Origin of the sequence: Paracoccus sp. R12_2 (genome assembly GCF_017744015.1) — a bacterium.
Classification (GTDB): Bacteria; Pseudomonadota; Alphaproteobacteria; order Rhodobacterales; family Rhodobacteraceae; genus Paracoccus.
This window is the reverse complement of record NZ_JAGHRA010000010.1, coordinates 51,215-72,897: the sequence shown is the minus strand read 5'-3', so window position 1 is coordinate 72,897 and position 21,683 is coordinate 51,215. Positions and strand designations below refer to the sequence as shown.

Genomic DNA, 21,683 nt, shown 5'->3' with positions numbered 1-21,683 from the left:
CGGGCCAGTCTTTGGCCCCCTGGCCAAGCACCATTAATCGTGCGATCATAAGCTTGCAAAGGTTGACCTAAGAGGCAAGCGCCATGAACATACCCTTAGCGGCACTCCTTGCTTTCGTCGGCATTTTTGTAACCGCGCGCTTCCAAAGGATGCACTGGCTACGCGCAACTAGGGAAGAAATTCGAGTTCGAGAAACTAAGGAGGCAACGGCGCTAGTTAGCGACATTGCGACAGCCTTTGACAAGAGAATCGTCGCACAGAGGTTCCTGCTGCTGAATTTATCTGATGTTAATAAAGATAGAATCATAGACGAATATCGCGCCGCCGTGAAGCTATACTCGGAAAGCTACAACGAGATAAGATACCGACTCTTCTACTACACGTCATATTCCGAAGTTCTCTATTTCGAAAACAAGCTCAACAACAAAATTGTAGAGCACGGAAATCTCGTAGTAAAACTCCTTAAACAGGACGCTCCTTTAGAAATGCAGATCGCCTCGCTCGATGGTGAGCTTTCTATCATTTCTACAAAAGTTTTTCAGTATTGCAAGAAACTATCGGGGCTGATCTCAGAAGAAAAAATAGGATCTCTCCAAAAGATTTACGACTGGAAGGATCCGAAGAACGAATATATCAGCGACTGGCGGCTAATAAAGAGGCTGCTGAATATTTAGGCCGGAGGTCCTTGAGATACTCCATTCTCGCTCTAACCCGGCCAACCCACCAAGGGTTGCTGACCTCGAATGCGCGAAGAAGGTCGAATGGATGAGAAAAACTATGCACCGTCCTAACAAACTTTGAAACGTTAACCGGCACGGGATATGGGAGCAAGCTTGCAACAAATGCGCTATAGTCGCCCCGCAATTGAATTGCCTGTAATCCGAATAGCAGAATAGAGGCAGAGTCAGCGCCATACATTCGGGACCCGAAATAGGCCGAATTAACAAACGAGAGTGCAATCTCGTCTTTTCCACAGTGTAAATTAATCAGAAGAGCGAGCAGCGTTTCACGAGCCTTCCTTGCGAACGTTCTTTCGCTTCTTTGAATACAGGTCCTTACTAGTAGTTGATCGATAGTACTAGTCCCGCCAATCTTCCCGGTCCGAACTCGCCTCTTTAGTCCGCGGGGGATTGATCTAAACTCCGCCCCCCGATGTTTGAAAAAACGCCGATCTTCCAGTACAAGAATATCGAAAACGACCTGTGGCAGATGATCGCGATCTTCAAAAGACTTACTCAGACTTGAGAATGAATCGGAGGAGCCGTTTAAAGCGATCCAATCCTTTAGATGGTCCACTTGAGTGTTAAGTTCGATTAAGGTTCGTCGCAGACTTAGGTTGGAACGAAAGTTGGTGGCTTGACGCATACTGACGCTCCGCAAACTTATCTCGTGCCGTTACTTAATCAGTCAGCGCGGTTTCGCGCTCCTAGCAACACGTGACACTAGTCACCTAAGCCTGCAAGCTCCTCACCCCGACTTCCCCCTCCTCGCGTGACTTGATCGCCGCCACGGCGGCGATGCTGCCGGCGGCCGTGGTGAAGTAGGGGATCTTGTCATACAGCGCGACGGCGCGGATTTCGCGGCTGTCGGCGATGGCCTGGGTGCCCTCGGTCGTGTTCAGGACCATGGCGATATCGCCGTTCTTGAGGCGGTCGACGATGTTCGGGCGGCCCTCATAGACCTTGTTCACGCGGGTCGTGGCGACGCCGTGCTGGCCCAGGAAATCGGCCGTGCCCGAGGTGGCGACCAGCGAAAAGCCCATCTGGACCAGATCGCGGGCGGCGTCGGCCAGCGCGTCGGATTTGTCGGCATCCTTGATCGAGATGAAGATGCGGCCTTCGAAGGGCAGCAGCGTGCCCGCGCCAAGCTGCGCCTTGAGGAAGGCGCGCGGGAAGTTGCGGTCCCAGCCCATCACCTCGCCGGTCGAGCGCATTTCGGGGCCTAATAGCGTATCGACGCCGGGGAAGCGGGCGAAGGGCAGCACGGCCTCTTTCACCGAAAACCACGGCGTGATCGGGTCGGCCAGCGTCAGCGGGTCGGCAAAGGGCAGATCATCCTCGGGGCCGACGCCTTCGGGATAGGGCGCGCGTTCGGGGAAGTTCGACATCGGCTCGCCCGCCATCAGGCGCGCGGCGATGGAGGCGATGGCGCTGTCGGTGGCCTTGGCGACGAAGGGCACGGTGCGCGAGGCGCGGGGATTGACCTCGAGCACGTAGATCTGACCGTCCTTCAGCGCGAACTGGACATTCATCAGCCCGACCACGCGCAGGGCGCGGGCCATCGCGGTGGTCTGGCGTTTCAGTTCCTGGATCGTGGCGGCGTCCAGCGTGTGCGGGGGCAGCGAACAGGCGCTGTCGCCGGAATGGACGCCCGCCTCCTCGATATGTTCCATGATGCCGGCGACGTGGACATTGTCGCCATCCGACAGCGCGTCCACATCAACCTCGATCGCGCCGGACAGGTAGCTGTCCAGAAGCACCGGGTTCTTGCCCGAGACGGTCACCGCCTCGGTGATGTAGCGTTTCAGGTGGTCCATGTCGCGCACGATCTCCATCGCGCGGCCGCCCAGCACGTAGGAGGGGCGGATGACCAGCGGGAAGCCGATGCGTTCGGCGATGGCGATGGCCTGATCGTCGCTGCTGGCGATGCCGTTGATCGGCTGCTTGAGGTTCAGGCGGTTCAGCAGGTCCTGGAACCGTTCGCGATCCTCGGCCAGGTCGATGGCGTCGGGGGTGGTGCCCAGGATCGGGATCCCCTCGGCCTCCAGATCGTTGGCCAGCTTCAGCGGCGTCTGGCCGCCGAACTGGACGATGACGCCGTGCAGCGTGCCGTTTTCCTGTTCCACGCGCAGGATTTCCAGCACATGTTCCAGGGTCAGCGGTTCGAAATACAGCCGGTCCGAGGTGTCGTAGTCGGTCGAGACGGTTTCCGGGTTGCAGTTGACCATGATGGTCTCATAGCCCGCGTCGGTCAGCGCGAAACAGGCATGGCAGCAGCAATAGTCGAATTCGATGCCCTGGCCGATGCGGTTCGGGCCGCCGCCGAGGATGACGACCTTCTTGGCGTCGGTGGGGCGGGATTCGCATTCCACGTCGCCCATCGCCGGGGCCTCGTAGGTGGAATACATGTAGGGGGTCTGGGCCTCGAATTCGGCGGCGCAGGTATCGATGCGCTTGAACACGGGACGGATGCCGACGGCGGCGCGGGCGCGGCGGATATCGGATTCCTCACCGCCCGTAAGATGCGCCAGCCGGGCATCGGTAAAGCCCATCATCTTCAGCGCGCGCAGGGCGTCGGCATCGACGGGCAGGCCGTTTTCGCGGACGCGGTGTTCGGCGTCGATGATCTCGCGGATCCGCGACAGGAACCACGGATCGAAGCTGGTGACACGCTGGATCTCGTCATCGGAGAGGCCGAAGCGCATCGCCTCGGCAATGATGCGGATGCGGTCCGGGGTCTGCTTGGACAGCGCGGCGATGACGGCGGGCTTGCCCTGTTCCGCCGCGCCCTCGATGACGATTTCATCCAGTCCGGTCAGGCCGTTCTCCATCGAGGTCAGGGCCTTCTGCAGCGATTCATGGAAGCTGCGTCCGATCGCCATGACCTCGCCCACTGATTTCATGGCGGTGGTCAGCTCTGGCTTCGATCCGGGGAATTTCTCGAACGCGAAGCGCGGGATCTTGGTCACGACATAGTCGATCGAGGGCTCGAACGACGCGGGCGTGACCTTGGTGATGTCATTGTCCAACTCGTCCAGTGTATAGCCCACGGCCAGCTTCGCGGCGATCTTGGCGATCGGGAAGCCGGTCGCCTTGGACGCCAGCGCCGAGGAGCGGCTGACGCGGGGGTTCATCTCGATCACCACCATCCGGCCATCCTCGGGATTGATGGCCCATTGCACGTTCGAGCCGCCGGTCTCTACGCCGATCTCGCGCAGGACCGCGATGCTGCCGTTCCGCATCCGCTGATATTCGCGATCGGTCAGGGTCAGGGCGGGGGCGACGGTGATCGAATCGCCCGTGTGAACCCCCATCGGATCGACGTTCTCGATGGAACAGACGATGATGGCGTTGTCGGCGCGGTCGCGCACCACCTCCATCTCGTATTCCTTCCAGCCCAGCAGGCTTTCGTCGATCAGCACCTGCGCGACCGGGCTGGCATCCAGCCCCGACCGCACGATCCGTTCATAGTCATCGCGGTTATAGGCGACACCGCCGCCGGTCCCGCCCAGCGTATAGGCGGGACGGATGATGGCGGGCAGGCCGATATCCTCCAGCGCCTCGACCGCCTGCTGGACGCCGGCATTGATGTCGTATTTGCCGCTGGCCAGCTTGGGTGCGGCAATGATGGTGGCGCGCGGGTTTTCCAGACCGATCCGGTCCATCGCCTCGCGGAACAGCTTGCGATCCTCGGCCATCTCGATCGCCGAGCGCTGCGCCCCGATCAGTTCGACGCCGTAACGGTTCAGAACCCCTGCATCGGCCAGCGCCAGCGCGGTGTTAAGACCGGTCTGCCCGCCCATCGTTGGCAGCAGCGCATCGGGGCGTTCCTTGGCGATGATCTTTTCGACGATGCCGGGCGTGATCGGTTCGATATAGGTCGCGTCGGCCATTTCCGGATCGGTCATGATCGTCGCGGGATTCGAGTTCACGAGGATCACCCGATAGCCTTCCTCGCGCAGGGCCTTGCAGGCCTGTGCGCCGGAATAGTCGAACTCGCAGGCCTGCCCGATGACGATGGGCCCTGCCCCGATGATCAGGATGGACTTGATATCGGTTCTTTTCGGCATGGAGCCTCCGGGGCTGGCTTGGATCTGCGCAAATCGTCCGGGGTTATAGCCAAGCACGCCCGGGGTTCAAGGCAAGAAGCCGCATCCGGCAGGAAATCGGTCCCGCGACACGAAAAGCCGCGTGCCGCGGATCGCCGGTCGGCAAGGCGTCTGGTGGATCCAGAAGATGCGGTCGGGCCCGCGACCAACGCGAATGATCATGCCCGAAGGCGCGCCCAGCCGCTGATCGCACCCTGCTGTTCCTGCGGCGGCCGGGCGTCAAGCTCACCGATGGCCAGGCGCCGAGGTCACGGATGACCGAGGGATGTGACTTGCCTGACATAACAGGAACCGCGTGTCGTCCGGGATTTTTCGCGAATCGCGAGGGCCGCCCTGTCTGCGAACACCAGGTCGCGACACGGGGTGGGGTCTGGCCACCCGCCATGTGCGACGCCCGATCCGGTCGATGGCGTGTGGATGACCCGAAAAGATCGTTGTCCTACGAGGACAGCAGGGTCAGTGCGGCGCTGTAGCGGTTCTGGACCTGAGCCTGTTCCAGTTGCGAGCGCGCAAGGAAGTTGCGCACCAGTTTGTCGATGCCCTGATCGGTGGCGATATCCGCGAAGGACGCGCTGCCCAGATAGCGTTCAGAGGCCTTCGTGAATTCCTCCAGCTGGCGATCGATGGACAGCTTGCCATAGGCGTTGCCGAAACCGAATGCGCCTTCGAACACCTCGCGCAGCGGCGGGTTTCCCATCACCTCGAACCACAGGGTCGAATCCTTCGAATCGCGACCGGCAAATCCCTGCAGTTCGCGGCGTGCATTCAGGGCAAGGCGCAGGTTTTCGTCGCCTTCGCCGACCCGCCGTTCGAACTCTCGCTGCAGATATGCGGCAGATACCTTCGCGCCCAGTTCGTCCGCGGCAGGTGCGCCCGCGCCAAAGCCGAGTGCCTCTGCCAGTCGCAGATACCGCTTGTCGCTGAGCCGGTTGACCAGTGACGTGCGGTCGCTGACATCCGAGTCCAGGACCTGCCTGATAAAGGCCTTGTTCGAGATATCGGCTTCCAGACCAAAGGCGCCCAGCGCCACGTTCAGCAAGCGATAGTCCTTGACCAGATCTTCGGCGGTCAAGGTAGTGTCTATATTCTGCCTGAAATATGCGGTGTTGCGCTGCAGGACCGGATCCTTCGACAGAATTTCCATCTGCCGATCCTCGCTTTGCTTCAGAACCCGCCATCCCAGCAGGCCGCCCGCGCCGAAGGTGATCGCAGCCGTCATGCCAATCTCATTGTTGCCGGGCAGCGAACAGCCGCGCCTCTCTAGGAAGAAGCTGCCGCAGGCTTCGCAGGGCCTGATAGGCATTGCCATCGACCGCGTGGTCCGTCGCGTCCGCAAGGACCCTGCGACTGTCGCGATCGTCGAAAACCTGGCTCAACTGTTCCATCGCAAGCAGAAGCTGCTTGCGCCCCTGCGACAGGTCGGCATCCCCCGACAGGATCAGCTGCGCGATATAGCAGGCCCGCGCCACTGGCGTGCATGCCCGATCCGGATGGATCGCGTCCTTCAGGCGCAGCACGTTCGCGTTCGGGGTCTTGATCGCGATCTTCGACCTGCGGTCGCCATTCTCGATCACGGCACCGTTGATCAGCACCCGCTCGTTCGGGGCAAGCTTGAGGACCAGGCCGCTCATATGTCAGCCTCGCCGCGCAATCCTTTCATGATGGACATGTTGATGTCGATCAGCGCATCGGTCGTGGCGGAGCCCGACAGCACCGCGTGGCCATGGCGCAGCGAGAAACCGGCCAGGGACAGCAGACCTGCCTTGATCTCATCCGCCAGCCCGTTCTGTGGATCTGCAAGATCCGACGCGAAGATCGTCCAGAGCTGGTTGTTCTTGTGCACCGCCATGACCGTGTCGGCACTGCGACCTGTGCGGTCGGACTGCTTCAGCAGCCGGGTGACACGCGAGAGGATATCGTATTCGGCGTCGCGCGCCGTCCGGACGGCGTTGGCGCCATAGCCGGTCTCAGACAAGGGTGTTACCGCGTTCAATGTCGTGATTCCCGATGTGGTGTGGTGTAGCTGGAACGGGGCGCCCGAAGGCGCCCCGCAATGTCATCAGCGGAACAGCGCCAGGATCGACGACGGCGCCTGGTTGGCGATCGACAGCGACTGGATGCCCAGCTGCTGCTGGGTCTGCAGCGCCTGCAGACGGGCCGACGCCTCTTCCATGTCGGCGTCCACAAGCGACCCGATGCCCGCTTTCAGCGAATCGGCCAGCTTGCCCACGAAATCCGACTGGTCGGCGATGCGCTTGCCGGCCGAACCCAGATCGGCGGCGCCGTTCACGGCGGCCTCGATCAGGACCTCGAGATCGTGAACCGCGGTGTCCGCAGTCGCGCGATCGGTGATCGCGGTCAGCGTGCCACCGACGATGCTGGCCTCGAAATCAGCCGAGTCCACGACGATGGTGTTCGACGTGGTCGCGGCCGTGGCGACCGAACGATCCAGTGACGCCAGGACCGTGAAGGTCGCGCCGCCATCGATGCCGTTCGTGCTGAGCAGGTTCACGCCGTTCATCTGCGTGCCCGAAACGATCGAGGTGATCTGCGCCATTTTGGCGGTGATGTCGGTCTGAACCTTGTCGTAGTCGAAGCCGTCGGTCCCGGCATTCAGCGCGAGATTCTTCATCTCGTTCAGAAGGTCGGTCACCTGTTCGGCACCCGCACGGGCGGTTGCGACGGTCGCCTCGGCCACGTTCAGGCCGCTCTGGATCGTCTTGAACGCCGCCTGGTCGGTTTCCATGACCTTCGAGATCGCCCAGATCGCGGCATTGTCCTGCGCATTGGCGATGGACTTGCCGGTCGAAATCTCGGATTGGGCCTTGTCGAGACCCGCGTTGATCGACTTCAGGGTCTGCAGGGCGACGATGGCGCCGTTATTGGTCAGAATGCTGGACATGTTGTCCTCCGTGAAATGGGGCGCTTTGCACCCGCGATTGAGAGATCCGGCCTTCTGACCTGGCGGGCTGAAATGCCCCGTGCGTTTCTTCGCACGTCCACCGTTCTAATCGGCTGGCCATTTACAAATAGTGAATTCCGGCCCTCCTCTCAAATCCGCAACGTCGCGCATTTTAGTCAAAATCGGCGTGGCGCCGGCGCCGTGACCAGTGCCGTGCGGCGACATCCATCGCTGTCATATGTCTGCAGGCTGCGCGCCGCCTGGATGATGGCCTGCACCTCCTCGGAGACCTGCCGCGCCCCGCGCAGCGACGCCTCGGCCAGGACCATCAGTTCGGACATCGCGTCCGTCAGGGCGGTCCGGTCCGCAGGCGGCAAGCCCTCGCGTTCCAAGGTCGCTGCAAGTTTTTCCAATGTCATCAGCGCCGTGATGGGATCGCCCGCGATGATCGCGGACTTCACAGATGCCAGATTTCGGGCGATCGAGGTCTTCATTGCGCGTCCCCCGCGATCATGTCGCCGAACCCCAGGTCCAGCTTTTCCGCCAGGATCGCGGCGTATTCGCGGGTGAGGAAACTTTCGAATTGCTGTTCCGTCGCGCCGCCCGCGAACGCCCCCTCGGCTGCGCGCGGGCCACAATATTTCAACATCTCTTCCAGAAATACCTGTTCCAACCGGTCGGCTGGCGTCGGCGCCGATGTTGCGGGCGCCGCAAGGGAAACATGCTGAATTTGCATCCTGACTCTCCGAATTGTTCAGAATTTCGGAATTTAGGGCCTATCGGTAAATAATAGGTAATGATTAGCCGTTACATATGCGTGAAATCGAAGGGCGCGGATATGGACAGTTCGGCATTCATGACATTCGGCGCGGTCGCGGCAGGCGAAGGCCGGTCGGCGTCGCCACAAGGCGCCGCGGCTGCCGCCGATCACGAGGGCGCGGACCGGTTCGACGCGATATTGAATGAGGTGTCGCCGTCCGACGCGCCCGCAGCCGACAAGGCAGAAGAAGCCTGGGATCGGCGCGAAACCCCCGATATCGCGACCGAGCCGGAAGCCGGAGGGGATCCGGCGACCGAGGAGGTACCGACAAGCGCCCCCCCGGCATCGCCCGACGCCGTGGCGATGATGCTGGAAAGCTGGTCGGGCATCAGCGCGCAGGTTGGCGGTGGTGCAGCAATTGATCTGCAGCCGATGCCCCAGTCAGACGAGGCGGCGCAGATGCCGGGACAGACGATGGGCCTGTCGGACGCATCGTCGACGCTGGCGCTTGCGTCCGCCGGTGCCGGGCAGCAGGCAAAGCCCGAGGCCGCGCCGCTGGCCCAGGTCCAGGCTCAGGCCCAGGTCGAGGCCAGCCAGACAGCAGATCCGCAGGCAGACGGCGAGACGAATCGCACGCCATTGGCGACCGGCACCCGTGACGCGCCCATTCCGCGACCAGAGCGCGGCGATCAGCCGGGCACCACCGCCATGCGGGCGGCGCCGGCCGCGCCCCCGTTTCCAGACATGCCGCAGGTCGAACCGCAAGCGACACCTGCGACACCGGCCGGTCTCTCCGACATGCCCCGCGGCATCGCCGCGCAGCCCGACTGGCGTCCAGCGCATCTGCATCCGCAGGCGGTGATCCGGCAGATCGCCGACGCCGTCGTGACCACGCGCGACGACCGGATCGAGATCGCCCTGTCCCCCGAAGAACTGGGGCGGGTGCGGTTGGTCGTGACCGGGTCCGAGCGCGCGCCGCATGTCACCGTCTGGGTCGAGAGGCCCGAGGTCATGGACCTGATTCGCCGCAACGCGGCCATGCTGCAGAGCCATTTCGACGAGGCCGGTCTGAACGGCGCGGCGCTGGAATTCCGCGAGGAAGGGCGCGGCCGGAAGGATCATCCGGACCGCAGCGCCACGGATCTTCCCGACGCCGTCCCGGCGGCCGAAATGAGCGGTCAGATCATCGCCCATGCCGTCCGGCTTGGGTCAGCCACGATGGCGGGCGACCGCCGGATCGATATCAGATTGTGAGAGGAAAAGGGATGATTTCCGCACTTGGAAGTTCCACCGCGGCCGTTGCCGCGACCGCCACCACCACCACCGCCGCGACCGCCACCAGCAATGCGGATTTCGATACCTTCCTGAAGATGCTGACCGCGCAGTTGCAGAACCAGGATCCGCTGAACCCCATGGAGGGGACCGAATTCGCGGTGCAGCTTGCGACATTCTCGGGGGTCGAACAGCAGGCGCAGACCAACAAGCTGCTGAACCAGATGATCGCGCAGCTGGGTGGCGGCGGGCTGGGTCAGGTCGCGGACTGGATCGGCAAAGAGGCCCGGACCACGCAGCCGGTCTGGTTCGGCGACAAGGCGGTGACGCTGGATGTCCGGCCTGATACGGCGGCCGACGCCGTGACGCTGGTCACACTGACAGCCACCGGCCAGCAGGTGTCGCGCGAGGAAATCGGCCCCGGCGCCGGCCAGATCGACTGGTACGGTCGGGACGCCGCCGGCGACAAGCTGCCCGACGGGCGCTATTCCTTCGTCATCGAAAGCAGCCGCAACGGCGAGGTGATCTCCGAGGATGCGGTCGGCGCCTATGCGCGCATCGTCGAGGCCGAGACCGGCTCCGACGGCGTGCAGTTGATCTTCGAGGGCGGCAGTTCGGCACCCGCATCCGACATCGCGGCGTTGCGCGATCCGGCCTGACGGCCCCTATTGAAAGGCCGCGTAGGCGGGTCGCTGTGACCGGCCTGCGTTTCGGGTCGGTCCGACGCCGCGTCGGGTCGGGTGGCGGGTCGCATCGCGTGGTTCGTCTTCAGATCGTGGGCAGGAAACTGCCGCGCAGCGCCTCGATCTCGGCATGGACGCGCGCGGTGGCCGGTGTCATGTCGCGATCCGCCTGCCGCAGCAGATACCAGCTGCGCTGGATCGGCAGACCGATCGCCGACAGCGCCACCAGTCGCCCCGACCGCAATTCCTCGGTCACGGTATGCTGCGAGATCAGCGCGATCCCCAGCCCCGCCATCACCGCCTGCTTGATCGTCTCGTTCGTGCCCATTTCGACCGCGCGCCAGGGCGTGCCCTCGCCGATGCGGTCCAGAAAACGGGTCATCAGGATGCGCGTGCCCGATCCCGATTCGCGGGACAGGAAGGTCTGGCCCAGAAGATCGCCCGAGGTGACCGGATCCTGCGCGGCCAGGGGATGATCGGGGGCGGCGATGATGATGTGGGGATGAGGGCCGATCGGGTCGGCCAGCACGGCAGGCTCTCGCGGCGGGCGGCCCATGATCGCCAGATCCAGTTCGTTTCCCGCCAGCGCGGCAAGGATCGCGTCGCGGTTGCCGATCCGCAATGTCACCTCGATCATCGGCAGCAGCCGCAGCAGCCGCGCAACAAGCGCCGGCGCGAAATACTTGCCGGTCGAGACCACCCCCAGAACCACATTGCCGCTGAGACCCTGCCGCAGCGCGCCGATTTCGCGGCCCGCGCGCCCCAGGGCAACGCCGACCTGCGCCTCGGCCTGCAGCAGGGCGCGTCCCTCGGCCGTGGGACGGAACGCACCATGTTCGGCACGCGCCATGAGCGTGCACCCCGCCAGCCCCTCCAGCCCGCGCAGCTGGCTGTGGACGGCCGGCGGCGTCAGTCCAAGCGCCGCGGCCGCGGCGGTCAGGCTGCCGGTTTCAGCCACGGCGCGCAGCGCGCGCAGTTGCCGAAGTGTCAGGGCATCGAGACGCATCTTAGAATTTCTCTAATTTGGCTTCCATCTTATTAAATTTTCCCGAAGCCGCGATCCTGTCAAGCTGCATGTCATACAGAACTGACGCCTGAGGAGGGGCCGATGAGTGCGCCCAGCATCGACACCACGCATGTTCCCGCACCGCTGCGGCCCCTGATGCTGGCGATGGCGCGCGGCGCGGCGGAAATGGCAGGGGTCATTCGGCGCGGCGATCGTCGCATGGCCGCCGAGATGGGCGTCAACAGCAACGGCGACGGACAGAAACGGCTGGATCTGGATGCCGACGCGCTGTTTCGCGACGCGCTGCGGCATGCGGGGCTGCGCTGGTATGCCAGCGAGGAGCTGTGCGACCCCGTTGCGATGCAGGACGGCGGCGACTGGGCGCTGGCCATCGACCCGCTGGACGGGTCCAGCAATATCGACACCAATGTCTCGATCGGGACGATCTTTGCGGTCTATCCCGCCGGCACGGACGCAAATGCAAGCTTTCTGCGCCCGGCGCGCGAGCTGATCTGCGGCGGCTATGTCATTTACGGCCCCCGTTGCAGCATGGTCGTCAGCTTCGGCGACGGCACCCAGATCTATGCACTGAACCCCGACACCGGCTGTTTCGACCTGACCGATGCGCGGCTGTCATTCCCCGATACCTCTTTCGAGTTCGCGATCAACGCCTCGAACTATCGTCATTGGCCGCGTCCCGTCCGCGCCTATATCGATGATTGCCTGGCAGGAACCGACGGCCCCCGCGACAAGAATTTCAACATGCGCTGGATCGGCAGCCTGGTGGCCGAGGCGCATCGCATCCTGATGCGCGGCGGGATCTTTCTTTATCCCGCCGATGACCGTCCGGGATACGGACGCGGACGGCTGCGGATGCTGTATGAATGCGCGCCCATCGCGTTCCTGATCGAACAGGCGGGCGGACGGGCGACGGACGGCGCGCTGCCGATCCTGGATGCCCGCGTCACCGCGCTGCACGGCCGCACGCCGTTCGTGTTCGGCAGCGCCGACAAGGTCAACCGAGTCGCCGCCTATCACGACCTGCCCGAGGCTGAGGTGTCGGCGCTGTTCGGCAATCGCGGCCTGTTCCGCGCCTGAGGAATGACATGAGCAAAACCCATCCGATCATATCTGTCACAGGCTCGTCCGGCGCGGGCACGACCACGGTGAAATCGACCTTCGACCAGATTTTCCGCCGCGAGGGCATCAGCGCGGTCAGCATCGAAGGCGACGCCTTTCACCGCTTTGACCGGGCCGCGATGAAGGCCGAACTGGTGCAAAGGCTGGCCGACGGGGATGCGACCTTCAGCCATTTCAGCTTTGATGCGAACGAGCTGGAAAAGCTGGAAGACATCTTTCGCATCTATGGCCAGACCGGCCGGGGCGAGACGCGCCACTATGTCCATGACGATGACGAGGCCGCCAGATACGGCGCGCCGCCCGGCACGTTCACCGACTGGGCCCCGTTCGAGGATGGCAGCGACCTGCTGTTCTACGAGGGGCTGCACGGCGCGGTCGTCAACGACCGGGTGAACCTTGCCGCGCTGGCGGATCTGAAGATCGGCGTGGTGCCGGTGGTCAATCTTGAATGGATCCAGAAGATCCACCGCGACAAGGCCAGCCGCGGCTATACGACCGAGGCGGTGACCGATGTGATCCTGCGCCGGATGCACGCCTATGTGCACTGCATCTGTCCGCAGTTCACGCAGACCGACATCAATTTCCAGCGCGTGCCGGTGGTCGATACCTCGAACCCGTTCATCGCGCGCTGGATTCCCACGGCGGACGAAAGCCTTGTGGTGATCCGTTTCAGAAACCCGCGGGGGATCGATTTCCCCTACCTGACCTCGATGATCCAGGGGTCGTGGATGAGCCGTGCGAATTCGATCGTCATACCAGGCCCCAAGCTGGACCTGGCGATGCAGCTGATCCTGACCCCGATGATCCTGCGGCTGGTCGGAGATTCGAAACGGGCCTGAGGACGCCGCCCCGGACCGGTTGCCGGATCACCGCCACCGGGAAGGACCACCAGATCGCATGAGGCGGGGCAACGTGACCCGGCCAGAACCGGCGCATGCGCCGCCTGAAGGGAGAGAGAGATGAACGAGATGTCGAACCAGACCGTGACCGACGCCAAGAAAAGATACTCGGCGGGCGTGATGAAATACGCCCAGATGGGCTATTGGGAACCCGATTACGAGCCCAAGGACACGGACGTGATCGCGCTGTTCCGCATCACGCCGCAGGACGGGGTGGACGCGGTCGAGGCGGCGGCGGCCGTGGCCGGCGAAAGCAGCACCGCGACCTGGACGGTGGTCTGGACCGACCGGCTGACGGCCTGCGAGAAATACCGCGCCAAGGCCTATCGCGTCGATCCGGTCCCGGGCAGCGAGGGCGAGTTCTTTGCCTATATCGCCTATGACCTGGACCTGTTCGAGGGCGGCAGCATCGCCAACCTGACGGCATCCATCATCGGTAATGTCTTCGGCTTCAAGCCGCTGAAGGCCCTGCGGCTGGAGGACATGCGCCTGCCCGTGGCATATGTGAAGACCTTTCAGGGCCCGGCGACCGGCATCGTGGTCGAGCGTGAACGGCTGAACTGCTATGGCCGCCCGCTGCTGGGGGCGACGGTGAAACCCAAGCTGGGCCTGTCGGGGCGCAATTACGGCCGCGTCGTTTATGAGGCGCTGAAGGGCGGTCTGGATTTCACCAAGGATGACGAGAACATCAACAGCCAGCCCTTCATGCATTGGCGCGACCGGTTCCTGTACTGCATGGAGGCGGTGAACCGCGCGTCTGCTGCGACCGGAGAGGTCAAGGGCACATATCTGAACGTCACCGCCGGCACCATGGAAGAGATGTATGCCCGCGCCGAGTTCGCGAAATCGCTGGGGTCGGTGATCGTAATGATCGACCTGGTGATCGGCTATACCGCGATCCAGTCGATGGCCAAATGGGCGCGCGACAACGACATGATCCTGCACCTGCATCGCGCGGGGCACAGCACCTATACCCGCCAGCGCAGCCACGGCGTCAGTTTCCGCGTGATCGCGAAATGGATGCGGCTGGCGGGGGTCGATCACCTGCATGCCGGCACCGTCGTCGGCAAGCTGGAAGGCGATCCGGCGACCACCAAGGGCTATTACGACATCTTCCGCGAGGAACGGAATCCCGTGGCGCTGGAGAACGGGATCTTCTTCGATCAGGAATGGGCCAGCCTCAACAAGATGATGCCGGTCGCCTCGGGCGGCATCCATGCCGGGCAGATGCACCAGCTGCTGACCTATCTGGGCGAGGATGTGGTGTTGCAGTTCGGCGGCGGCACGATCGGCCATCCGCATGGGATCGAGGCGGGCGCGCAGGCGAACCGCGTCGCGCTGGAGGCGATGGTCTTTGCCCGCAATGCCGGGCGCGACATCTGGAACGAGGGCGAGGATATCCTGCGCGACGCGGCCCGCAGCTGCACACCGCTGAAGCAGGCGCTGGATGTCTGGAAGGACGTCAGCTTCAACTATGCCTCGACCGATGCGCCCGATTTCGCCCCCACCCCCGAAGTGTCCGCGTAAGGAGAAACGACATGAAACTGCGCCAGGGACAATTCAGCTTTCTGCCCGACCTGACCGACGACGACATCCGGGTTCAGGCCCAATACGCCATCGACATGGGCTGGGCCGTGTCGGTCGAATACACCGACGACCCGCATCCCCGGAACACCTACTGGGAGATGTGGGGCCACCCGATGTTCGACAACCCGGATGCCGCCGCCGTGGTCTATGAGGTCAACGAATGCCGCAAGGAACATGGCGGGAAATATATCCGGGTGATCGCCTTCGACGCCTCGCCCGGATGGGAATCGGTCAGGATGGGGTTCATCGTCAACCGTCCCGCGACCGAGCCCGGCTTCCGCGTCGTGCGGCAGGAAGGCGAGGGCCGGATCATCCGCTACACCGTCGAAAGCTATGCGGTGCGCGAACCCGAAGGCGCCCGCTACGCCTGACGGAGTTCCGGGCGGTGCCCCCTTCGCCGCCCGGAACAGGTTCCGATTGCAAGAGGCCATGATGACCGACGACACCGATCCCGCCGCAACCGCCCCACCGACCCGCGTCGATCTGGCCGCCGCCTTCGAGGAAAGCGGCGTCCGCGACGTGCTGGAAGAACTGGACCGCACCCTGATCGGATTGAAGCCGGTCAAGGCGCGCATCCGCGAGACGGCCGCGCTGCTGCTGGTGGACAAGGCCCGCCGACAGATGGGATTGGCCACCGAGACGCCGACGCTGCACATGTCCTTCACCGGCAATCCCGGCACCGGCAAGACGACGGTGGCGCTGAAGATGGCCGACCTGCTGCACCGCCTTGGCTATGTCCGCAAGGGCCATCTGGTGACGGTGACGCGCGACGACCTGGTGGGCCAGTATATCGGCCATACCGCACCCAAGACCAAGGAGGTGCTGAAGAAGGCGATGGGCGGCGTCCTGTTCATCGACGAGGCCTATTACCTCTACCGGCCCGAGAACGAACGCGACTACGGGCAGGAGGCGATCGAGATCCTGTTGCAGGTGATGGAGAACAACCGCGACGACCTGGTGGTGATCCTGGCGGGCTATGCGGATCGGATGGACAGGTTCTTTGCCTCGAATCCGGGGTTCCGGTCGCGCATCGCGCATCACATCGAGTTTCCGGATTACCAGGACGACGAACTGCTGCACATCGCCGAGAGGATGCTGGATCAGCAGAACTATCGCCTTGATGACGACGCGCGGCGGACGATGGCCGAATACATCGCGGCGCGACGCGGCCAGTCGCATTTCGCCAACGCCCGTTCGGTCCGCAACGCGCTGGACCGGGCGCGGCTGCGGCAGGCGAACCGGCTGTTCAACGAGGCGCGGGGGCCGCTTGATGCGGATACCCTGTCCACGATCACCGAACCCGACCTGCGCGCCAGCCGGGTGTTTCGCGGCGGGCTTGACGGGACGCGCGCAAGCGGGCAGCAGGCAGCCAGGCAAGCCGAGGGAACACCGCCATGACATTCGACCGCAAGATCAGGATCGCGCCGTCGATCCTGTCCGCCGATTTCGCCGATTTCGGGCGCGAGATCCGCGCCATCGAAGCCGAGGGTGCCGACTGGGTGCATGTCGATGTGATGGACGGGCATTTCGTGCCGAACCTGACCTTCGGCCCGCCCGCCGTGAAGGCGTTCCGGCCGCATGTGACGACCTTCATGGACGTGCATTTGATGATCGCGCCGGTCGATGCCTATATCGAGGCCTATGCCGAGGCGGGCGCCGACCTGATCACCGCCCATGTCGAGGCCGGTCCCCATCCGCACCGCACGCTGCAGGCGATCCGCGCGACCGGCAAGAAGGCGGGCATCGCGCTGAACCCCGGCACGCCGCTGGAGGCGGTCGATTACCTGCTGGACCTGTGCGACATGGTGCTGGTGATGACCGTCAATCCAGGCTTCGGCGGACAGAAATTCATCCACAGCCAGGTTGACAAGATCGCCCGGCTGCGCGGCATGATCGGCGACCGCCCGATCCATATCCAGGTCGATGGCGGCATCGATCCGAAGACCGCGCCGCTGGTCGCCAAGGCCGGCGCCGATGTGCTGGTCGCCGGATCGGCGGTCTTCCGGGGCGGCTCGGTCGATCAACCGCAGGTCTATGGCGAGAATATCCGGGCCATCCGTGAGGCGGCAACGCTGTAGGCGCTGGATGCCCCGCCTTCACGCCGGGCATGGTAAGAATACCCGGGACGATACTGGGGACAGGCGGCCTGCGGGGCATCGAGCCCCTTGGCCGCCGCGGGGCGATGCCCCGCATACCCGGCGGCACCGGCGTCCTTGAAGATCGCCATTTGACATTCTGCTGCCCGCGCGCTTCCCTGCGCCCCGATCACAGGAGGACGCGATGGATCTGGGTATCAAGGGCAAGCGCGCACTGGTCTGCGCCGCCTCGAAGGGATTGGGACGGGGCTGCGCCGAGGCGCTGGCCGAAGCCGGGGTCGATCTGGTCATCAACAGCCGCACCGAGGACGAGATTGTCCGCACCGCGGGCGAGATCGCGGACAGGCATGGCGTCAGCGTCACCCCCGTCGCCGCCGACATCACGACCGAGGATGGCCGCGCCCGCGTGCTGGACGCAGCCGGGCAGATCGACATTCTGGTGAACAATGCCGGCGGCCCGCCGCCGGGGACGTGGACCGACTGGAACCGCGACGATTTCATCAAGGCCATCGACGCCAACATGCTGACCGCCATCGCGTTGATGCAGGCGCTGGTGCCCGGCATGATGGATCGCGGCTGGGGCCGGGTCGTCAACATCACCTCGCAATCGGTCCGCTCGCCCATTGCGGTGCTGGGGCTGTCCAACACGGCGCGCGCCGGGCTGACCGGATTTGTCGCGGGCATGTCGCGGCAGGTCGCGGGGCACGGGGTCTGCGTGAACAACATCCTGCCGGGCATTCACGCGACCGACCGCGCCGACAGCCTGGACAAGGGCGTGTCGCAGCAGCAGGGCATCAGCATGGACGAGGCCCGCGCACAGCGTCAGGCCGGCATCCCCACCGGCACCTATGGCCAGCCCGAGGATTTCGGCGCGACCTGCGCGTTCCTGTGCAGCGAACACGCCAAGTTCATCATCGGCCAGAACATCCTGCTGGACGGGGGCGCGCTGAACGTCACGATCTGATGGCGGTCCTGCGATATCTCAGCCATCCGCAGGTGCTGATCGATCCGGCCGTTCCCGTGCCACGCTGGTCCCTGTCAGACCATGGCCGGTCGCGGATGCCGGCGCTGAGCCCTCTGCATGGCTGGCGGCTGGCCGAGGCAGTTGCGGACCCGGACAGCCGCTGCTAGGCCAGCAAAAGCCCAACCGAAAGAATCAGCCAAGCCGTGACGACGCCGCCCCGACTGGAGGTCCAGAACCTGAACCGCGCCTTTGACGGTCAGCGCGTGGTCGCGGATGTGTCCTTCGGCGTCCCGGCCGGGCAGGTCGCGTGCCTGCTTGGCCCGTCCGGATGCGGCAAGTCCACGACGCTGCGGATGATCGCCGGCGTGGACATGCAGGACAGCGGGCGGATCTTTGTCGATGGCAAGCTGGTCTGCGACACCGTCTTCCGGCTTCCGCCCGAACGCCGCGCCATCGGGCTGATGTTTCAGGATTTCGCCTTGTTCCCGCATCTGCCGGTCAGCGAGAATGTCGCCTTCGGGCTGAAGGGCGGGCACGCGGCCAATCGCGCCCGGGTTGCCGAATTGCTGGACCGGGTGCGCATGACCAGCCATATCGACAGCTATCCGCACGAGTTGTCGGGCGGCGAACAGCAGCGGGTGGCGCTGGCGCGCGCGCTGGCACCACGGCCGCGCGTGCTGCTGATGGACGAGCCGTTCAGCGGCTTGGACGAACGGCTGCGCGACGGCATCCGCGACGAGACGCTGGCCCTGCTGAAGGAAGAGGGGACGGCCGTGCTGCTGGTCACGCACGAACCCCACGAGGCGATGCGGATGGCCGATCAGATCCTGCTGATGCGCGACGGGCGGATCGTTCAGCAGGGCGCGCCCTATAATCTGTACAACGCCCCGGCGGACCGGCAGGTGGCGGCCTTCTTCAGCGATATCAACGTGCTGACGGGTCTGGTTCGAGGGTCGCTGACCGCCACGCCGTTCGGGGATTTCCTGACCCCCGGCCTGCCCGACGGCACCCCGATCGACATCGTGATCCGTCCCCAGCACCTGAAGATCGACTTTGACCGCGGCGGAAAGGGGCCCGCGGCCACGCCCGAAGACGGCAGCGCCGCCCTGGCCCGCGTGGTGCGGGCGCGCTATCTGGGTCGCGAATCGCTGGTCGAGTTCAGGACCGAACAGGACGCGATCGCCCTGAACGCGACCCTGCCGGGGGTGTTCCTGCCGCCGGAAGGCACCAAGATGTGGCTGATGCTGCGGCGCGACCGCGTGTTTGTCTTTCCACGGGGCTAGCACCCCCGTGACCTGCCCGTTCGCCTTTGCGGGACCCCGCGCGAACTGCGACAAAGGTCTTGCCTTGCCGCCGCGCGGCGGCTAGCTGTGAGGCAGGAATTCGGGAGAAGCTGGCCCCCGCGCCGGTGCCGACGGAGCAACCGCCCCGGTAAACTCTCAGGCAAAAAGACCGTTTTCCGGCAAGACTCTGGAGAGGGACCGTCAACAGGTCCGCCGAAGGGATAACGATCTCAGGCGCCCGGATCGGGCAAGGACAGAGGGGGCATCGTCACGCAGGCTGAAGACGCCTGCCCAACCGATGCCGGATCCCCGGCAAGACCACAGGGAGGCCAGATGGCCGAGGAATTGCGCCGGACCGGGCTTTACGATCTGCATCTGACCTATGGGGCGCGCATGGTGCCCTTTGCCGGTTGGGAAATGCCGGTCCAGTATGCGACCGGCGTGATGGCCGAACATCTGCACACCCGCGCCCATGCCGGGCTGTTCGATGTCGGCCATATGGGACAGGTTCTTGTCACGCCGCGCGACGGCAGGTTGGAAACCGCGGCGCTGGCGCTGGAACGCCTGATCCCGGCCGATGTGCTGGGCCTGCCGCAGGGGCGGCAGCGCTATGGCCTGTTCACCAATCCCGAAGGCGGGATTCTGGACGACCTGATGTTCGCAAATCGCGGCGACCATTACCTGCTGGTCGTCAACGCCGCCTGCGCCGATCAGGACATCGCGCATCTGAAGACACTGGACGAGGTCGTCGTGACGCCGGTGACGGATCGCGGTCTGCTGGCGCTGCAAGGACCGGACGCCGTGCAGGTTCTGGCGCGGATCGTCCCCGAGACCGCCACGATGCGCTTCATGGACAGCCGCATCCTGGACTGGCAGGGCACGGAGCTTTGGATCTCGCGGTCGGGCTATACCGGCGAGGACGGGTTCGAGATTTCGGTCCCCGACGCGCAGCTTGTGGCCTTCGCCAAGGCGCTGCTGGCCGAGGATGCGGTCGCGCCGATCGGTCTGGGCGCGCGCGACAGCCTGCGCCTTGAGGCCGGCATGCCGCTTTATGGCCATGACATGGATGCGGGCGTGACCCCGGCCGCCGCCGGGCTTGGCTGGGCGATCCAGAAGCTGCGCCGCCATGGCGGCGATCGCGCCGGCGGATTCCCCGGCGCAGAAATCGTGCTGGCGGAAATGGATCGCGGCGCGGCGCAAACCCGCCGTGGCCTGCGCCCCGAAGGCCGCGCACCGATCCGCGAGGGGGTGCCGATCTTCGCCGATGCCGAGGGCGGAACACCGATCGGCGGGGTCAGTTCGGGCGGCTTCGGCCCCAGCGTCGGCGGCCCGGTGGCCATGGCCCGCATTCCCACCGATATTCCCGACGGCGCGACCCTTTACGCCGAATTGCGCGGCAAGCGCCTGCCGGTCACCGTCACCCCCCTGCCCTTCATCACGCCGTCCTACAAACGCTGAGGAGCCTGACCCATGCTGAAATATACCGAAGACCACGAATGGCTGCGCGCCGATGGCGACGAGATCGTCGTGGGCATCACCAGACATGCCAGCGAACAGCTGGGTGACGTGGTGTTCGTCGAACTGCCCGAGGAAGGACGCGAGGTCGAGGCCGGCGACGAGATCGTGGTGATCGAATCGGTCAAGGCGGCGTCAGACATCTCGGCCCCGGTTGCGGGGGTGATCGTGGCGGTCAATGCCGATCTGGCCGACAATCCCGGCGCGGTGAACGAAGATCCGCTGACGGCATGGTTCTTTCGGATCAAGCCCGCCGAGGCGGGCGCGATCGACGGTTTCATGGACGAGGCCGCCTATGACGAACTGATCGGGTGACAGGCGCACGCGGGGTTAGGGTCCGGCGAAACCCCATGGGGTTTGCGCCTCCGGGCCGCACCGTATCTTTAAGGGGAAGCCGAGGATGAGCGTTCTGCGCATTGTTCCCGCCCGCGATCCCGCGCGTCTTGCCAAATGGTATCGCGAATTGCTGGGGCTGGACGTGGCGATGGATCATGGATTCATCGTCACGCTTGGCGGGCAGTCGCAGGTCACGCAGCTGTCGCTGGCCTCGCAAGGCGGGTCGGGCACAGATCTGCCGGTCATCTCGATCGAGGTGGACGATCTGGAGGCCGTGACTGCGCGGGCGGGCGACGCGATCGTCTATGGCCCGGCGGATGAGCCATGGGGCGTCAGGCGCATTTATCTGCGCGACCCGGAAGGAAATCTTGTGAACGTGCTTTGCCATGCCGGGCAGGGCCAAGGATAACGA

General features: G+C 64.3%; 23 protein-coding genes and 1 riboswitch. Of the genes, 15 read left to right on the top strand and 8 right to left on the bottom strand.

The genetic code is table 11. The annotated features are described in order from the left end of the window. The first annotated feature begins 83 nt into the window (after positions 1-83). On the top strand, positions 84-674 hold the full coding sequence (locus tag J7359_RS12935; protein ID WP_209057158.1) for a hypothetical protein: 591 nt from the start codon (positions 84-86) through the stop codon (positions 672-674). A gap of 776 nt (positions 675-1,450) precedes the next feature. On the opposite strand, the gene carB is transcribed toward J7359_RS12935, so the two are convergent. The 7 genes from carB to J7359_RS12895 all read right to left on the bottom strand — a co-directional run bounded on the left by carB (position 1,451) and on the right by J7359_RS12895 (position 8,466). Then, positions 1,451-4,789 carry a carbamoyl-phosphate synthase large subunit gene (gene carB / locus J7359_RS12925; protein ID WP_209057155.1) on the bottom strand — a complete coding sequence of 1,113 codons (3,339 nt, stop codon included), beginning with the start codon at positions 4,787-4,789 and terminating at the stop codon, positions 1,451-1,453. 478 nt (positions 4,790-5,267) lie between these two features. Beyond that, positions 5,268-6,047, bottom strand: a complete 780-nt coding sequence (locus J7359_RS12920; RefSeq protein WP_209057153.1) for a DUF1217 domain-containing protein — start codon at positions 6,045-6,047, stop codon at positions 5,268-5,270. 7 nt (positions 6,048-6,054) lie between these two features. Further along, positions 6,055-6,459 carry a flagellar biosynthesis repressor FlbT gene (gene flbT, locus J7359_RS12915; protein WP_209057152.1) on the bottom strand — a complete coding sequence of 135 codons (405 nt, stop codon included), beginning with the start codon at positions 6,457-6,459 and terminating at the stop codon, positions 6,055-6,057. Further along, positions 6,456-6,803: a flagellar biosynthesis regulator FlaF gene (flaF, locus tag J7359_RS12910; RefSeq protein WP_209057151.1), complete on the bottom strand. Its 348-nt coding sequence runs from the start codon at positions 6,801-6,803 to the stop codon at positions 6,456-6,458. The genes flbT and flaF overlap by 4 nt, the downstream gene beginning before the upstream one ends. A gap of 84 nt (positions 6,804-6,887) precedes the next feature. Then, a complete protein-coding gene (locus tag J7359_RS12905) occupies positions 6,888-7,730 on the bottom strand; it encodes a flagellin (RefSeq protein ID WP_209057150.1) in 843 nt (280 codons plus the stop codon). A 176-nt stretch (positions 7,731-7,906) separates the two neighbouring features. Then, positions 7,907-8,224, bottom strand: a complete 318-nt coding sequence (locus J7359_RS12900) for a hypothetical protein (protein WP_209057149.1) — start codon at positions 8,222-8,224, stop codon at positions 7,907-7,909. Beyond that, complete coding sequence (locus J7359_RS12895; protein WP_209057148.1) at positions 8,221-8,466, bottom strand: rod-binding protein; 246 nt, start codon at positions 8,464-8,466, stop codon at positions 8,221-8,223. The genes J7359_RS12900 and J7359_RS12895 overlap by 4 nt, the downstream gene beginning before the upstream one ends. Before the next feature lie 102 nt (positions 8,467-8,568). Between J7359_RS12895 and J7359_RS12890 the strand changes: the two genes are divergently transcribed. Beyond that, on the top strand, positions 8,569-9,744 hold the full coding sequence (locus tag J7359_RS12890; RefSeq protein WP_209057147.1) for a flagellar hook-length control protein FliK: 1,176 nt from the start codon (positions 8,569-8,571) through the stop codon (positions 9,742-9,744). 11 nt (positions 9,745-9,755) lie between these two features. Beyond that, positions 9,756-10,421, top strand: coding sequence for a flagellar hook capping FlgD N-terminal domain-containing protein (locus tag J7359_RS12885; protein ID WP_209057145.1), 666 nt, complete (start codon positions 9,756-9,758; stop codon positions 10,419-10,421). 109 nt (positions 10,422-10,530) lie between these two features. Here J7359_RS12885 and J7359_RS12880 read toward each other — a convergent pair whose 3' ends face one another. Then, positions 10,531-11,451, bottom strand: coding sequence for a LysR family regulator CbbR (locus tag J7359_RS12880; RefSeq protein ID WP_209057143.1), 921 nt, complete (start codon positions 11,449-11,451; stop codon positions 10,531-10,533). A gap of 102 nt (positions 11,452-11,553) precedes the next feature. On the opposite strand from J7359_RS12880, the gene J7359_RS12875 reads away from it, so the two are divergent. From J7359_RS12875 to J7359_RS12820, 12 genes are all read left to right on the top strand, one after another. Further along, on the top strand, positions 11,554-12,549 hold the full coding sequence (locus J7359_RS12875; protein WP_209057141.1) for a class 1 fructose-bisphosphatase: 996 nt from the start codon (positions 11,554-11,556) through the stop codon (positions 12,547-12,549). 8 nt (positions 12,550-12,557) lie between these two features. Beyond that, on the top strand, positions 12,558-13,430 hold the full coding sequence (locus J7359_RS12870) for a phosphoribulokinase (protein WP_209057139.1): 873 nt from the start codon (positions 12,558-12,560) through the stop codon (positions 13,428-13,430). A 120-nt stretch (positions 13,431-13,550) separates the two neighbouring features. Beyond that, positions 13,551-15,017, top strand: a complete 1,467-nt coding sequence (locus tag J7359_RS12865) for a form I ribulose bisphosphate carboxylase large subunit (RefSeq protein ID WP_209057137.1) — start codon at positions 13,551-13,553, stop codon at positions 15,015-15,017. A gap of 11 nt (positions 15,018-15,028) precedes the next feature. After that, positions 15,029-15,448: a ribulose bisphosphate carboxylase small subunit gene (locus J7359_RS12860; protein WP_209057136.1), complete on the top strand. Its 420-nt coding sequence runs from the start codon at positions 15,029-15,031 to the stop codon at positions 15,446-15,448. A gap of 61 nt (positions 15,449-15,509) precedes the next feature. Then, positions 15,510-16,475, top strand: coding sequence for a CbbX protein (gene cbbX, locus J7359_RS12855; protein WP_209057135.1), 966 nt, complete (start codon positions 15,510-15,512; stop codon positions 16,473-16,475). After that, positions 16,472-17,155 carry a ribulose-phosphate 3-epimerase gene (gene rpe, locus J7359_RS12850; protein WP_209057134.1) on the top strand — a complete coding sequence of 228 codons (684 nt, stop codon included), beginning with the start codon at positions 16,472-16,474 and terminating at the stop codon, positions 17,153-17,155. The genes cbbX and rpe overlap by 4 nt, the downstream gene beginning before the upstream one ends. Positions 17,156-17,357: 202 nt before the next feature. After that, entirely contained in the window at positions 17,358-18,137 is a 780-nt protein-coding gene (locus tag J7359_RS12845) for an SDR family oxidoreductase (protein ID WP_209057133.1), read from the top strand. Further along, positions 18,137-18,304, top strand: a complete 168-nt coding sequence (locus tag J7359_RS12840) for a hypothetical protein (RefSeq protein WP_209057132.1) — start codon at positions 18,137-18,139, stop codon at positions 18,302-18,304. The genes J7359_RS12845 and J7359_RS12840 overlap by 1 nt, the downstream gene beginning before the upstream one ends. A gap of 36 nt (positions 18,305-18,340) precedes the next feature. After that, entirely contained in the window at positions 18,341-19,420 is a 1,080-nt protein-coding gene (locus tag J7359_RS12835; RefSeq protein ID WP_348524383.1) for an ABC transporter ATP-binding protein, read from the top strand. Between the two features lie 91 nt (positions 19,421-19,511). Continuing rightward, positions 19,512-19,602, top strand: a riboswitch (glycine riboswitch). Positions 19,603-19,753: 151 nt separating this feature from the next. Next, positions 19,754-20,878 (top strand): glycine cleavage system aminomethyltransferase GcvT, encoded by a 1,125-nt coding sequence (gene gcvT / locus J7359_RS12830; protein WP_209057131.1) that lies wholly within the window; start codon positions 19,754-19,756, stop codon positions 20,876-20,878. A gap of 15 nt (positions 20,879-20,893) precedes the next feature. Continuing rightward, complete coding sequence (gene gcvH / locus J7359_RS12825) at positions 20,894-21,250, top strand: glycine cleavage system protein GcvH (protein ID WP_209057255.1); 357 nt, start codon at positions 20,894-20,896, stop codon at positions 21,248-21,250. An 85-nt stretch (positions 21,251-21,335) separates the two neighbouring features. After that, positions 21,336-21,680: a VOC family protein gene (locus J7359_RS12820; protein WP_209057129.1), complete on the top strand. Its 345-nt coding sequence runs from the start codon at positions 21,336-21,338 to the stop codon at positions 21,678-21,680. The last annotated feature ends 3 nt before the right edge of the window (positions 21,681-21,683 follow it).